This is a genomic window from Halanaerobium sp. (assembly GCF_003070835.1).
Genome location: NZ_QBLR01000012.1, coordinates 25,709 through 40,361 on the forward strand (window position 1 = coordinate 25,709; position 14,653 = coordinate 40,361).

A 14,653-nucleotide genomic window follows, 5' to 3' on the forward strand; every position below is an offset into this window, starting at 1 on the left:
CTACCTCCTGTATATAAAAAGATATAATATCCTGCCTTGCTATTTATATAATAGTATTAATTACTACTAAATAATAGTAAGTAGATTACTCAAGATTAAATTTGATTTTCATTAAAAAAATAGTTATGATATAAATAATGTGCATTAATTAACTAATATAAATAGATAATAAGGATGTTGATTAAAAATGGAGAAAAGTACAATTAAAAAACCAGATTCAAAAACTGCAGTAATTGCTCTTTTGACAGTTATTGCTGTTATTTTATTTTCTATCAGAACTGCTTTAGTTTTGGAAACAGCCCTGGTCTTAGGGGCAATGACAGCTGCTCTTTTCGGACTCTATCTGGGCTTAAGCTGGAAAGAAATTGAAAGTGGGATGATTAACGGAATTAAAAATGCTTTAGGGGCCTCACTGATTTTGATTATTATTGGAATGGTGATCGGCAGCTGGATTTTATCAGGCACAATCCAGACAATGGTCTATTATGGACTGGAGCTATTAAGTCCCGGCATCTTTTTACCGGCTGCTTTTCTGCTGGCAGCAGTTACTTCGATTTTAATCGGCAGCTCTTTTGGTACAATTGCCACCATGGGAATAGTACTGCTGGGAGTAGCAGAGGGACTGGGAGTTCCAAAGGCAGTCACTGTGGGAGCAATCGTTTCGGGGGCAATGCTAGGCGATAAAATTTCGCCGATGTCGGATTCGACCAATCTGACTGCCGCGATGAGCAGCACCGATCTTTTTGATCATATTAAGTCGATGCTCTATGTTTCAGGACCGGCAGCTCTGATCAGTCTTATTTTATATACTATTATTGGAACTTTTTATTTAGAAAGCGGCGCTGATCTGGCAAATATTAACCAGATTTTAAGCAGCCTCAGTCAAAACTTTAATATTTCTCTCTGGACTTTAATTCCACCGGCTCTGATGCTTTTACTTTCTCTATTTAAGGTACCGGCCATTGCCTCTCTTTCGCTCAGTTTTATCACTGCTTCTCTTTTTGCAGTTCTGACTCAGGGAGCCTCTTTTGCTGAAATTTTAAATGCAGCAGCTAATGGTTATCAGGCTAATACCGGGCTTGAGCTTTTAGACAGCCTTTTAACTCAGGGTGGAATAAATAATATGATGAGTACAGTTGCCATTATTATGGCGGGAACTGCAATGGGAGGAATCTTAGAAAAAGCAAAGATTTTAGAAGTGATTTTAGACTCATTACTCAAAGTTGTTAAAAAACCCCGGGACTTGATTTTGATTTCCCTCAGTTCAGCCTATATTATGCTGCTGGCTACCGGAGAAATGTTTGTTTCAATTGTAATTCCCGGCCGAACTCTGGCACCTGCCTATCAGGAAATGAAAGTTGATAACAGTGTTCTCTCTCGTTCGCTGGAGACCGCTTCTACCCTGGGCTGTTCTATCCTGCCCTGGGGAGTTGTTTCAGTTTATATTCAGAATGTGATGGATATCGGCTTCAGTTATATTCCCTATACCTTTTTATCCTTTCTGGCTCCAGTGATTGCGGTCATTTATGCCTTTAGCGGCAGCTTTACTTTTAAAAGTGAATAATAATAGAAAGCTGGCAGGAGAACTTTAATTTCTCCGCCAGCTTTTTTGCTTTATATCATTTTGAAAATTATTAAAAAGTAATCTTGTTTTCAGTTTATAGTATCGAAGCAATGGGATTCTTTTCAGCCGAAGTGTAAACTTTTTTGGTCTCTAAGTTTATGGCACTTAAAATTCCACCCTTACCGGCTCCTGTGTCCATTAAAATCTTATTTTCTTCAAATTTAACTTTCGGAACCGGTGTGTGCCCGGCAACTACGGTTCTTTTTTCTTTAAAATCTCTCGCTTTAGCTCCTAAAAATTGATATCTGATCCAGACCAGATCATGTTCTGTCTGTTCTTTAAGATTTCGGTCAGGCCGAATACCGGCATGGACAAAAATATAATCCTGACTGCTGTGGTAGTAGGGCAGTGAGTTGAAAAATCGAGCAGCTTCTTTAAGCTCTGAACGGTTGGGATAACTTCTTTCTGTAGCCTGGCCTCCATTGTGATACCAGAGGTCAATATTATTATCATTCAAAACTGCATCGATCATCATTTCTTCGTGATTACCTCTTAGAAAAATATTATCGCCATTATCTAATTCTTTGATATATCTGTAAACTTGATAGGAATCAGCACCCCGGTCAATGTAGTCTCCAAGGAAAATCAATTTATCCTCTTTTGGATTATAATTAATTTTATCAATGATTGTTTTGAGCTGATCTATTTCGCCGTGAATATCACCAATTACATAATCAGCCATCTTAAAAGCACCTCCTGCTCACTACTTTCTTTAATTATAACATAAGTGATTGAAGATTTTAATTATTTAACTTAGCTTTCTTTGAGGTGGTTTAAGAGCTTTTCTGTTTCTTCAAAATGAGACCCCCGCCAGTAAATTTTGTCACATTTTTTGCAGTATCGAAAATCGTTAAAATACTTTTTCGTTTTCGGCTCCAGGCGCTCAATAATCTCTTCCTTATCAATTTTTTCTAATTTACTGTTGCAGTTGACACAGCGGCTTTCTCCCTGATAGTACTGGCTCAGACTGTAGCGATTGAAAACTTCTTTGAGCTGCTCTTTAGGATCATCATTCCAGATAAAGCTGGCCCACTTAACCTTTTTTCTCATCAGCAGCCCCAAATCCCTGCTTAAAATTATTCTCTCCTCTTTTTCTGCGATATCTACGATTTCCCGATCGCGATAGTCATTTCTGTATGCCGTATCAAAACCGAAGCGCCTCAGGTAGCGGGCAAGTCTTCCCAGATGAACATCCAGAATAAATTTTGGTTTATCCAGTAGATATTCAGGCAGCAGGGTTTTTTCCGCAGGTAATTTGAAATTATAAAGAGGGGGATAGATAGAAAATAAATCTCCCGGCTGAACCAGATAAGAGAAATCAACCGGCTCACTATTTTTTAAAATCAGGGCCACCGCAGGATGAGGAACCCCAATGCTTTCAACCCTATCTTTAATGGTCTGCCTACCGCGATAGTGGTGAAGATAATAGCGGCCGTTTATGAGCTCAAGATTTTTTGTTTTATCTAGATTAATAAATTTATTTAAATATGAATAAAATCTTAGTTTTATAGTTTTCATCTAAACCGCTTCCTTAAATTTAGTTAGTTATTCCCAGCTTTCCCCTCTTTTAAAATCCAGATTAAATTTTTCCTTGATTTTTTTCTTATTGTGGTACATTTTGCGGTCAGCTGCATTGATCATTGCTTCTAGACTCTGATACTTACTGCTGTCATAGATATAGCCAAAGGCAATACTGAAATATTTTTCCGGGTGTTTTTTTGCTTTTTCCTTTATTCGAGTTATGATCTTTTTACATTCTTCTTTATTTGTCTCCGGTAAAATGATAGCAAATTCATCTCCACCAATTCTAGAAATAATGTCCTTTTCTCTAAGTTCTGATTTTAATAAATTTGCAGCCGATTTGATATACTGGTCTCCTATTTTATGGCCGTGATTATCATTAATCACTTTTAAGTTATTTATATCAGCAATAATTACAGAAGGATTATGCTTTTTGGGATCATCCAGAGCTTCCAGCTTATTTTCAAAATATCTTCTGTTGTGGAGACCTGTCATCTCATCGTGAAAACTTAAATATCTAATTTTTTCATTCTGTCTTTTAAAAGCCTTAATCTGCTTACCACTTGAGATAACCCCAAAAAGAACCTGGATTAAAATTATTGTTTTGATAATCAGGTAGGATTCAAAATAAAGAAATATTACATAAAATAAAATTTGGGCCAGCCAGAGTATAATGGCTTTTTTGTCATCTGAATTCTTAAGAAAATTATCATAGATTATAATAAATAGTAAAAAATAAGAAAAGCCAAATAGAAAATCAGTCTGGTCATTTAGAGTCCCCAAAAATAATTTTGAGGTTAATATTAATCCATTTATTGTTAGAAAAGCATAAGTTAAAGTAGAAATTTTTTTGTTACTCAAATTTTTAAATTCAAAATTCATAATAAACTCCTTTATATAATCTTCATCTTAATTATAATTCTTTATTTAATTATTCAAGATTAAGCTGCTAAATCCTTTTAATTTTGCCTAAGTTGCAAATTTTTTATATAATGGAATTAAAGAAATTAGTTAGAAGAAATTGATACTAAAGGAGCAATTCAAGATGGACTTTCGAAAAGAAGAAATTTTAGAAGAGTTACGCTCTATATTTTTAAATAAAACCTTTGATGCCCTGCTCCCACCGCTGGTCTATGCCGTCAGCAACTCTATTTTCGGCCTGCTTTCGGCAATTACTCTGGCAGTAACTACAGCTTTATTTAATTTTATGCGAAGATTTATCAAAAAAGAAAACTGGAAATATTCTTTGGCTGGTCTTGGAGGAGTAATTTTTGCTTCCTCACTGGCTTATTTGAGTAATAATGCCAGCAGTTATTTTATTCCTGCTCTGACTTCTTCAACCCTCTTTTTGCTGGCCTCTCTGATTACAGTTCTGATCGGCAAACCGCTGGCAGCCTGGGCAAGTCATTTAAGCAGAGGCTGGCCTTTAGAATGGTTCTGGCGGAATGATATTAAACCTGCTTACAGAGAAGTTACTATTTTCTGGGCTCTTTATTTTGCCCTGCGGCTTACAATTCAGCTCAACTTATTTTTTAGCGAAGCTGTACTCAACTTAGCCTGGGTGAATATTATACTCGGCTGGCCGGCCATAATTGTTGTTTTAACAATCAGTTATATTTACGGTGTCTGGCGGCTTGATAACCTGGGAGGACCGGGAGTTGATGAGTTTAAAAAGGGAAAAGAACCACCCTGGGACGGCCAGAAGCGGGGTTTTTAGAAAACAGATCAAATTTTAGCATCAAATTAGCTGATTTATAATAATGAGAGGTCACCTCTGCAGAAATAAAGGCTGCTCTGGTGACCTCTTTTAATAATTATTTTCTATATTCCTTTTTAATAAAGTCAGTGTAGTTACCTGTTAGCTTCCATTTATCTGCATCTAACTCTTTTAAATCGAGCAGCTTATAATTTTTTATCTCAGCACTTTTGTTTTCCATGCTGGCCCGGTGATGGCCGGTTGTCAGAACAGCTTTAGAAAAATTATAATTCATATTTTCTAGCTGACCGTTAAAGATTACCAGCCGATCAGTATCTGCAGTTTTAATTCGGGCAGAGCCGCAGTCATAAATTAATTCAAGCAGTGTACTAAGCTGAGTTTGAGAAAGAACTGCTTCAAAGCGGTCCAAAAATTCTGGCCCTTTATTTTCAGCAGCAGCTTTTTCTATGCTTTCTGCCAGCTCAGTTTTGACAGCTGTTTCTACTTTAAAGTTCTTAAGCATTTTTTTAATTTTTTCTACTTTAAGATCTTTTTTCTTCATTAAACCCTGCTCATTTTTAATTTTAAGCTGATAGCTTTTGGCCGGGTCATAATCAAATTCAATTATTAGCTCACCAGTTTTCTGATTGTAATTACTTTCAGAATCAATTTTTTTGTCAGCAGCTGTTATTTCTACTCCTGGATTAGTCAGGGATCTAAAATTCAGCTGCAGCCGGCGCTCTGCCGGGATAATTTTTGCCGAACCTTCAACAGGAAGAATTTTAAAGTTCAGCTGCTCCTGCTGCCATTTGCTTTTAAAAATAGTTTTGGCAGTTTTTAGTTCAGATTCTGCTGCAGCACCGTTATCTTCGTAGAGTTCAAACTTGTTACCTGCCCCCGGGAAAACATCTACTTTAAGAATCTCCGGATTTGAAGTATCGCCAAAGTCAGTTTCTCCTGCCAGCGGAATAATAGCTCCTGCCTTTGCAAAGAGTGGAAAATCTGAAAGATCTCCATAAATATTATACCAGTTCTTACCCTGATAATATTCACCGCTGAAGTAGTCAAACCATTCTCCCTCAGGCAGCCAGACTGTCTGTCGGCTCAAATTAGTCAGCTCTGAAGCTGGTTCTAAAAACGGAGCAGCAATCAGCTCACTGCCGAAATAATACTGGTCCGGAAGTGAATAAGCTGGCTCAGACTTTTCCTGATAGTACATCGGCCTAATTAAAGAAATTGCGGTCTCTCTTGCCTTATAGCTGTGGGTATAGAGATAAGGTATCAGCTGATGTCTAAGCTGCATGTATTCTTTTGCTATCTCAAAGACCTCAGCTCCGTGGCCCCAGGGTCTGCGGTCAAGATAAGGATCCTTGGTAGAATGAAGCCTCATTACTGGGCTGAAAACTCCAAACTGCAGCCAGCGGGTATATAATTCTCGATCTTCAGTTCCCATACAGTGGCCGCCTATATCATGGCTCCACCAGCCGTAGAGGACATTGGAGGCAGTAGCAGTAAAGTAGGGCTGAAATTTAAGTGAGTCCCAGCTGACTACTGTATCCCCGGAAAAACCAATTGGATAGCGGTGGCTGCCCAGACCTCCCCAGCGGGAAAAAATAAAGTTTCGCTTGTCATTATTGCGGGCCAGATCATAAAAGTGGAGGTGATTTAAACCCCAGAGCGGGTCAACTCCCTCAAGGCCACTTTCGGTTCCCTGCTGCCAGTCCAGCCACCAGAAATCAATCCCCTCTTCATCTTCCAGCGGATTATGTAAAAATTTAAAGTAGCCGTTAATAAAATCAAGGTCACTTAAATCAAATTTTATTCCCTCTTCAGTCTCCGGATCAAGCTGCATAAATTCTGCCATCTGCTGATACTGATCCTCATGTGGATGAACTCCATCGGCAGGATGCAGGTTGAGGGCAGTCTTTAGACCTTTGTTATGCAGCCACTGCACAAATTCTTTTGGCTCCGGGAAAAAATCTCGATTCCAGCTGTAGCCTGTCCAACCGCTTGTATATTTATTTTCAACCTGATGCCAGTCCATATCCACAATACAGACTGAAAGTGGAATCTCTTTTTCTTCAAATTCCAGCATCAGATCCTTTAATTCCTGATCGGAATATTCCCAGTAGCGGCTCCACCAGTTGCCTAAAGCCCAGCGGGGGAGCAGTGGAATTTCTCCGGTGATTTTTGAGAAATCCTTTAATATCTCTTGATAATTTTCTCCATAGGCCAGGAAATATAAATCCTGATAGTTATCAGCTTTTCCTCGAGCTTCAAGCCAGCCTGTATCATTAAAAACAAGACTCTCTGTGTCATCAATTAATGTCCAGCCAGATTTAGAAAGCAGTCCTTCTTCCAGCTCAACCGCACCATCGACTCCGTCCAGAGTTCTGTTTGTGCCTTTAAGGTTCTCTTCATCTTCTTTTCCGTAAAACCATTGTTCATTATTTGCTTTAACTTTTATTTTTAAATTATCCTGAGATAATTCTCTGCCATCTCTTAAATACTCTAATTTCAATTTTTCAGTTTCCAGAATTAACTGCTGCTCATCTTTTTTGAGAGAAAACTCCGGTACTCTAAGTTCTCTCTTCCAGACAAGCTGAGTTGCTCGGTCATCAAATTCTTTTTTTGGATCATATTCCAGCCGCAAAATTCCTGCAGTTAAAACAGTAATTCTCAGCTGATCACAAAAAACTACAGCCTTTTTGGCAGCTGCAGGATTAAAATCAATCTGAAAATGTTCGGCAAGTTCTGTCATCATTTCAGCTCCTTTTTAAAATTTAGTTTTAAAGATCAATTTATATTATAACACTCTCTGATAAGGCAAACAAATATTATTTTGTGAATAAAATAACTTTAACCAGGTCCAAAAAAGCTCATCACCTGTCCAAAATGATGAGCCTTTTCTATATTGCTGCTGTAAACTTATCTATTAATTTGGAAATAATCTCCAGGTATTCGGTACCTACCTACATCTTGAAGTCATTTTCTACCAGCTCAAGCAGGGAGTTAACTGCCTCTTCCTCATCACTGCCGTCTGCCTGAATGGTGATCTTGTCATTCTGAGTTGCACCCATAGTCATAATTGAAATTATACTTTTAGGGTTATACTCTTTCTCCTGATTACCATTTTTAAATAAAACAATATCAGCTTTAAACTTACTGGCCAGTTTGGAAAAAATACCGGCCGGTCTGGCATGAAATCCTTCCTCATGTTCTAAAATAAATTCTGCTTTTTTCATGAAATTCACTCCTACTTTTATAATTAAAATTACAAATTTATTCAATCAAGCCCTTATTACAAAATAGAAATATTATCCAAGTAACCGGTACCTAAAAGTTTTTAAGTAAATACTTTTCGGCCTCGGCTGACCAGAGACCATTGTTATCTGCTATGATTTTTGCCAGTTCAGCGTATTTAGGATCTTCTTCTCCTTTTTTGGCAAAGTCCTCCAGTGCTGTCAGCTCCATATCGATTGAAGTATAGATTAACTTTTTGCCGCCTGGAATCTTTGGCAGATTCTGAATTGTATCAGCTGCACTGTTAAGACCCCCAACATGGGTAATCATTGTGGCCGGATTTAATCTTCCCTCTGCTGACATTTTAAGTGATTCGCGCATATCATCATCATTACCACCGGTTGAGCCCATAATATGAGTTGGAGAATAGTGAATATTGTATAAGTTAAATTCTGCTGAAAGTTCCTTATCTGTTGGGCCAGCAAAGAAGTTCATGCAGCCGTCCTTACCCAGAATCTGATCTCCCTGTTCTGCCAGTTCTCTCACCGGAGCGTAGACAAAGACATCATCATAGCCTTCTCCACCAACCAGTTCTTTAAGTTCTGCCGGCACATCTTCCATCTCTGCTGTGTTGACAAAGTGGAGTTCAACTCCCTGTTTTTTTGCTTCTGCCTGAGTAAATAAAGAAGCTGCGCGGTCCAGACGGTCCTGGTTGATATCAGTTACTACAACTACCGAAGGTTTGCGGTCTGCATGGAGGGCATAATCAATTGCACCTAGGCCCATCGGTCCAGCAGCACCTAAAAGTGCAACCTTTCCACCTTCTACAATTCCCATTTTATGAATATAATTGTTGCTTTCTGTATGGTAAACTGCATGGTAGCCGCCGACAATACAGGACATTGGTTCTGAAAGTGAAGCTTCGTAAAATCCGTCTCCCTCATATTTTAAGAGATAGCCAAGTTCCATTACTTCCTGCGGAATAATTGTGTACTCTGTATTACCGCCAAAGTATTTGTAAGAATAGCCAGGAGCATAGGGGCTTCCCTTATAGTTTAAAGCCGGCTGAACTGCAAATTTTTCTCCCGGCTCAAACTGATCCTGCCACTTTTTACCTACCTTGATAATTTCACCTGCAAATTCGTGTCCGGTAATAGTAGGATTTTCTGCCACATCATCAGGAACTCTTTTGTGGCGGCCGCCCTGAATTACTGCCTTGTAAGTTGACATACAGATACTGTTGGAAACAATTCTGGCTAAAATTTCGTCTTCTTTGATTTCTGGAAGTTCAAATTCTTCCATTCTGAGGTCGTTTTCACCATATATGCGGACTGCTCTTGTTTTCATTATTTAATCACCCTTTTAATTTTAGTTTTATTAATTTCATTCTTAAAAATTTAAAATTTTTATTTATCTCTGCTCTCAAAGCTGTCTGATTTCTTACAGCCTCTTTAGCTGAATTGACCTTTTAAGTCTCTCTAGATCTTTCAGGCTTCCCATCTCTGTGCCATCCTTAATCAAAGTTGCACTGCTTGCTGCTGCTGCAGTTTTGAGCATTTCCTCTAAGTTGAGTTCGTTTTCTAAAGCATAAGCCAGTCCGGCAACCATTGCATCACCGGCTCCAACTGTACTTTTAACATCAAGTTTTAAGGGCTCAATTTTATATTTTTCCTCTGCTGTAATAAATACTGCTCCCTCGCTTCCGAGAGAAAGCATAATCATCTGAATCCCTGTATCTAAGAGATTATCAGTCTTTCGAATCATTGTTTTTAAATCCTTAAACTCTTCCTTAAAATGAAGGCTGAGCTCATGCTCATTGGGTTTAATTAAAGTTGGGCCTGCTTTGATTCCTGCTCTAAAAAGTGGGCCATCAGCATCCAGAATAGTTTTGATATCTCTTTCTTTTGCTGCTTCAATCAGCTGAAAGTAAATATCCTCATCAACTCCGGCCGGAACACTGCCTGCCAGAACCAGTATATCATCTGACTTTAAATCAGCAAATAGTTTTGTTTTTAATTCTTCAATATCTGCTGCAGAAATGTGGGCTCCTGACTCATTGAGGTCAGTAAAAGTGTTATTAATTGGGTCTACCATCTTGGTATTGGTTCTAGTTTCTTCTCTGGTTTTGATAAATTCTGTTTTAATGCCTGAGTTTTCTACCTCTTTTTTGATAAAATCACCGGCAGCTCCCCCTAAAAAACCGGCCGCTGTACTCTGCTGCCCCAGATTTTTGAGCATTTTAGAAACATTAATTCCTTTACCGCCAGCATCCTTATGCACCTTTTTGATGCGGTTGAGCTGGTTGAGTCTAAAACTTTCGACAATTATTGTTTTATCTAAGGCTGGATTTAAGGTCAGTGTTTTAATCATTATTATCAATCCTTATTAAATTATTTCAATTTTGCTTCCCCATTCAGTCAGGTTCAACTTACAGGCTTAACTGAGGCTGAACAGGGAAGCTTTGATTTGCAACTTTCAGTTTAATAAATTCAATTTAGAACTAGAGTGTGAATTTTTCGTAGATATAATCTATGTCATCTGTGGTTCTTAACTTTTCAGCTGACTCATTTTCTTCTATCATCTCAGAAAGGTTAGCCAGAATTTTGAGGTGTTCATTGCCCACACCGGCAATTGCAATTACCAGATAGGCTGTTTCACCTTCAAAGTCAACTCCCTCTGGAAACTGCAGGACTGCAATTCCAGTCTTTTTAATCTTCTTTTTGGCAGCTCCTACTCCATGAGGTATTGCTACTCCCTGGCCAATATAAGTTGACATTTCCTGTTCTCTGTCCAGCATTGCTTCCACATAATCCTGGTCAACATAACCGCTGTCTACCAGCAGCTGGCCTGCCTTTTGGATTGCTTCTGTTCTTTTAACAGTTTCCAGGCCGAGCTTGATATTTTCTTTTTTAAGAATTCCTTTGTTGGTAGAAGCAGCAGATTCAGACTCTTCTTTTTCTACTGCTTTACTCTGCTTTTTTTGATCATCTTCTCCAGCCTTAAGTCTTTCTACAAGCTGGTCATAAACAGGAGTCTGCAGAAAATCCTGGATTGAAATATGCTCTGCCTGCGGCGCCTTTTCCTTTGCTCGGCTGGTCAAATTCTGATGGGTGATTACAATTTCTGCATCCTGAGGAATTTCATCAATCGCTTTATTGACAACTGTAATATCCAGACCGGCTGCCTCAATTTTCTTGCGAAGTCTGCCGGCTCCCATGGCACTTGATCCCATACCAGCATCACAGGCAAAAACTATTTTACTTACTTCTGAGGCACTTACTTTTTTAGCTGCTTTATCCATGTGCAGATTTCTACCCTTCTGCTCTCTCAGCTTAGACTGAGCAGATTCAAATTCCATGGTATCTCCTTTGACAGCTGATCTTTTGATTAAAACTGAGGCAATGACAAAGGAAACTGCCGTTGCTGCCAGAATTCCGGCAAATACTCCCAGATAATTTCCTCTTGGTGTCATTGCCAGATAGGCAAAAACACTGCCAGGAGATGGAGTTGCAACTAAACCTACATTAAACAATCTGAAAGTAAAAATTCCACTTGCTCCACCACCAATAACTGCCAGTAATAAAGAAGGCTTCATTAAAACATAGGGAAAGTAGATTTCGTGAATTCCCCCAAAAAAGTGAATGATTATAGCACCAGGTGCAGATTCTTTTACCATTCCTTCAGAAGCAAAAATCCAGTATGCTAGAAGAACTCCAAGTCCTGGACCGGGATTTGTTTCCAGCATGAAAAAGATTGATTTACCCGCTTCCTCTACCTGCTGGACTCCTAAAGGACTTAAAATACCGTGATTGATTGCATTGTTTAAAAATAATATTTTAGCAGGCTCAATAAAGATTGAAGCAAGGGGTAAAAGTCCTCGATTTACAAAGAATTCTACACCTACCCGTAAGACTTCATTTAGATTTGTTACAATCGGACCAATAATTTGATATCCAATAATAGCAAGCAGACCACCAACAATACCGGCTGTGAAGTTGTTAATCAACATTTCAAAACCCGGCTTAATTTTTCCTTCAAACATTTTATCAACATGCTTGATAGTCCAGCCGCCTAAAGGTCCCATTACCATTGCACCAATAAACATTGGTATATCAGTACCAACTATAACACCCATTGTAGCAATTGCACCTATTACTCCACCTCTTTTACCGGCAACCATTCGCCCACCTGTAGAGGCAATTAAGAGGGGTAATAAATATGTGATCATTGGACCTACCAGGCTTGCCAGACCTTCATTAGGAACCCAGCCTGTAGGAATAAAGAAGGCTGTAATCAGACCCCAGGCGATAAATGCTCCAATATTGGGCATTACCATTCCACTTAAAAATCTACCAAAATTCTGCACCTTATTTTGAAAACTACTCTTCTGCATTTAATTTTCCTCCTTGTGATATTTAACCGTACTTTTTTGTTGTAAAAAGTAATCAAAGTGTTCTGAAAGACCATAATAAATGTCTTCCCGGCTGCCGCTGTTAACAGCAGCTATAAAATCCTGGTTTTCTATCAATAAATGACTGATCTCACTTAAGACTTCTCTTCCCTGAGTATTTCCTTTAAGGGGCGCTGCCATTAGAACAATAATTTTAATTTCTGATGCAGTTCCATTATCTGCCTCAATTTCAAAGCGTTTTTGAGGTCTAATTACTGCAAAATAGTGTTCATTAACCGCCCTGCTCTGACAGTGGAGAAGCATAATCTGATTGTGTTTTAAAACTGTACTTCCCTTTTCTTCCCGCATACTTAAATCTTCTTTAATTCTTTCCCTTGGCTCCGGCTCATTTTTAAGCAGTGCAGCTGCATCTTCAATCAGCCCGGCTGTGTTTTTAAAACTGTAATCATTTATCAATTGAAAATTATTCAGTACCTCTAAAATTCCCTGGTTGTAGTTATTGATCATTTCCAGCTTTTCCTTAAGGGTGATTTTATTATTTCTGCTCTTATTTTTTGCTCTGTTTTTTAAGAGGAAATCATTTATTTCCTGCTGCTGTTTTTCGTTTAAAAGCGGATTAACCACTATTACCGGTACTCTGCTCTCCGGGATGGCAACCGTGGAAATAATCAGATCAAGATTTAAGCTCTCTATTTCCTGATTGTCAAAATCCAGAGTTGAAATTAAAGTAGTTACTTCGATATTTTCAAATTCCTTGCTCAGCCTGGAAGCTAAAAGTCTGGAAGCTCCAATCCCACTGGTACAGGCTACTGCAGCTCTGAATTTCTGCTGCGGCTTTCTTTTTCGCTCTACTGCTGAGCCCAGATGCATTGCTATATAGGCGGCTTCTGATTCCGGCACCTCAATATTTTCTTTTTCTGCCAGAATAGCAGCACATTTTTTGGAAACTTCGAATAATTCAGCATATTTTTCTTTTATTTCTTCTAAGAGCGGATTACGAATATCGAGCTTCAGCTTGATCCGATTAATTGTCGGCTCCAGGTGTCGGACCAGCCCTACTAAAAGCTCCTCATCATCTTCCAGGTAGATTCCCAGCTCAATTTCTGCCTTTTCGATCATTTTGCGGGATATATTAACAAGATGATAATCTTCGGTCATTGAAATTTCGTCATTATAAATTCCACCCCGCCCCTTACTTCCCATTAAGTGCATAGTTACATAAGCAATTTCTGCTTCCGGGATCTCTACCTTAAATGCTTCTGCAATTGAGGAAACAAGTTCACTGGCGATTACAAATTCTTTTTTTCCTTTTAGATTATCAAGTACTTCCGGATTAACAGTTATTTCTTCCCCATCTTTGATCCTTTTTAAGGCAATTGCCAGGTGAACCATCAGGGCAGCATAGGCATCATCAGCCAGCTGATAACTCATCTTATTTTCTAACTTTTTGATATATTCATCTAATAAATTTATTGTATCCAGTCCAATTAAATTTAATAGGCGGTTTTTAGAAAGATTTTTTCTCAATTTTTCTTCTGGCTCAGAATACTTATCCTGGAGCAGTAATAATATTTCTTCTAAATTAAAATTCTGATAGAGCAGATTAATACTTGCTTTTCTGATATCCTTTTCTTTTCCCTCAAGATATACACCAAGCCCGGGCTTTCTAATTAATTTGATCTGATATTCTTTCAGCCAGCCCTCAATTTCGTCTAAATCATGACTGATAGTTGCTTCTGATACATTACAGACTCTGGTAAAGGCATAAAGTTTGTTGGGCCGCTGATCTCTTAATAGTTCCGAGAGAATAATCATTTTCCTTTCATCCGGTGTAAAATGTCTGTCAACAGCTTCAAACTCCAGTAGTTCTGCAATTCTATTTTTATCTGCAGCTGAGCAGTTGAGCCGAATTCCTGTCCCTTTTTTCTTTTCCAGCTGAATATCATTAGCCCGCAGCCATTTTTCTACTTTTTTCAGCTCCCTCAGAACAGTTCTGGAGCTGACATCTAACTTTTGAGCAATTTTCTCAGTCACAATATAATCATCATTTTCAATTAAAATTTGGCTCTTCGCTATTTAGTGTGGGTAATACAAATGGCATATATTAACATTAATGGTAATGCAAAATTAAAAATTAGCATGAATGCAGTTTGAAATT

At 38.4% G+C, this 14,653-nt stretch carries 11 protein-coding genes; 2 read left to right on the forward strand and 9 right to left on the reverse strand.

The genetic code is table 11. The features are described from left to right. Positions 1–187 precede the first annotated feature (187 nt). Complete coding sequence (gene nhaC / locus CI949_RS02725) at positions 188–1,564, forward strand: Na+/H+ antiporter NhaC (RefSeq protein WP_290762804.1); 1,377 nt, start codon at positions 188–190, stop codon at positions 1,562–1,564. A gap of 94 nt (positions 1,565–1,658) precedes the next feature. Here the strand turns inward: nhaC and CI949_RS02730 are convergent, their stop codons facing one another. From CI949_RS02730 to CI949_RS02740, 3 genes are all read right to left on the reverse strand, one after another. Continuing rightward, a complete protein-coding gene (locus CI949_RS02730) occupies positions 1,659–2,306 on the reverse strand; it encodes a metallophosphoesterase family protein (RefSeq protein WP_290762806.1) in 648 nt (215 codons plus the stop codon). Between the two features lie 71 nt (positions 2,307–2,377). Then, entirely contained in the window at positions 2,378–3,142 is a 765-nt protein-coding gene (locus tag CI949_RS02735) for a Mut7-C RNAse domain-containing protein (RefSeq protein WP_290762808.1), read from the reverse strand. Between the two features lie 27 nt (positions 3,143–3,169). Then, positions 3,170–4,027, reverse strand: a complete 858-nt coding sequence (locus CI949_RS02740) for a GGDEF domain-containing protein (RefSeq protein ID WP_290762810.1) — start codon at positions 4,025–4,027, stop codon at positions 3,170–3,172. Positions 4,028–4,190: 163 nt separating this feature from the next. Here CI949_RS02740 and CI949_RS02745 point away from each other — a divergent pair, with 163 nt between their 5' ends. After that, positions 4,191–4,862: a DUF3159 domain-containing protein gene (locus CI949_RS02745; protein ID WP_290762812.1), complete on the forward strand. Its 672-nt coding sequence runs from the start codon at positions 4,191–4,193 to the stop codon at positions 4,860–4,862. Between the two features lie 97 nt (positions 4,863–4,959). Here CI949_RS02745 and CI949_RS02750 read toward each other — a convergent pair whose 3' ends face one another. The 6 genes from CI949_RS02750 to CI949_RS02775 form a co-directional block, all read right to left on the reverse strand. After that, positions 4,960–7,602 carry a glycoside hydrolase family 31 protein gene (locus CI949_RS02750; RefSeq protein WP_290762814.1) on the reverse strand — a complete coding sequence of 881 codons (2,643 nt, stop codon included), beginning with the start codon at positions 7,600–7,602 and terminating at the stop codon, positions 4,960–4,962. A 211-nt stretch (positions 7,603–7,813) separates the two neighbouring features. Then, positions 7,814–8,086, reverse strand: coding sequence for an HPr family phosphocarrier protein (locus CI949_RS02755; protein WP_133530120.1), 273 nt, complete (start codon positions 8,084–8,086; stop codon positions 7,814–7,816). Positions 8,087–8,177: 91 nt separating this feature from the next. After that, positions 8,178–9,431: a zinc-binding dehydrogenase gene (locus tag CI949_RS02760; RefSeq protein WP_290762817.1), complete on the reverse strand. Its 1,254-nt coding sequence runs from the start codon at positions 9,429–9,431 to the stop codon at positions 8,178–8,180. A 93-nt stretch (positions 9,432–9,524) separates the two neighbouring features. Continuing rightward, positions 9,525–10,454 (reverse strand): 1-phosphofructokinase, encoded by a 930-nt coding sequence (pfkB, locus tag CI949_RS02765; protein WP_290762819.1) that lies wholly within the window; start codon positions 10,452–10,454, stop codon positions 9,525–9,527. Between the two features lie 130 nt (positions 10,455–10,584). Continuing rightward, complete coding sequence (locus CI949_RS02770) at positions 10,585–12,477, reverse strand: PTS mannitol transporter subunit IICBA (protein ID WP_290762821.1); 1,893 nt, start codon at positions 12,475–12,477, stop codon at positions 10,585–10,587. Then, a complete protein-coding gene (locus CI949_RS02775) occupies positions 12,478–14,571 on the reverse strand; it encodes a transcription antiterminator (protein ID WP_290762823.1) in 2,094 nt (697 codons plus the stop codon). Between the last annotated feature and the right edge of the window lie 82 nt (positions 14,572–14,653).

Excerpts from the sequence above, each read along its gene's own strand:
- CI949_RS02750 (WP_290762814.1), bottom strand. The coding sequence starts at position 7,602 with ATGACAGAACTTGCCGAACATTTTCAGATTGATTTTAATCCTGCAGCT.
- CI949_RS02735 (WP_290762808.1), bottom strand. The coding sequence starts at position 3,142 with ATGAAAACTATAAAACTAAGATTTTATTCATATTTAAATAAATTTATT.
- CI949_RS02740 (WP_290762810.1), bottom strand. The coding sequence starts at position 4,027 with ATGAATTTTGAATTTAAAAATTTGAGTAACAAAAAAATTTCTACTTTA.
- pfkB (WP_290762819.1), bottom strand. The coding sequence starts at position 10,454 with ATGATTAAAACACTGACCTTAAATCCAGCCTTAGATAAAACAATAATT.
- CI949_RS02730 (WP_290762806.1), bottom strand. The coding sequence starts at position 2,306 with ATGGCTGATTATGTAATTGGTGATATTCACGGCGAAATAGATCAGCTC.
- CI949_RS02760 (WP_290762817.1), bottom strand. The coding sequence starts at position 9,431 with ATGAAAACAAGAGCAGTCCGCATATATGGTGAAAACGACCTCAGAATG.
- CI949_RS02745 (WP_290762812.1), top strand. The coding sequence starts at position 4,191 with ATGGACTTTCGAAAAGAAGAAATTTTAGAAGAGTTACGCTCTATATTT.
- nhaC (WP_290762804.1), top strand. The coding sequence starts at position 188 with ATGGAGAAAAGTACAATTAAAAAACCAGATTCAAAAACTGCAGTAATT.
- CI949_RS02755 (WP_133530120.1), bottom strand. The coding sequence starts at position 8,086 with ATGAAAAAAGCAGAATTTATTTTAGAACATGAGGAAGGATTTCATGCC.
- CI949_RS02770 (WP_290762821.1), bottom strand. The coding sequence starts at position 12,477 with ATGCAGAAGAGTAGTTTTCAAAATAAGGTGCAGAATTTTGGTAGATTT.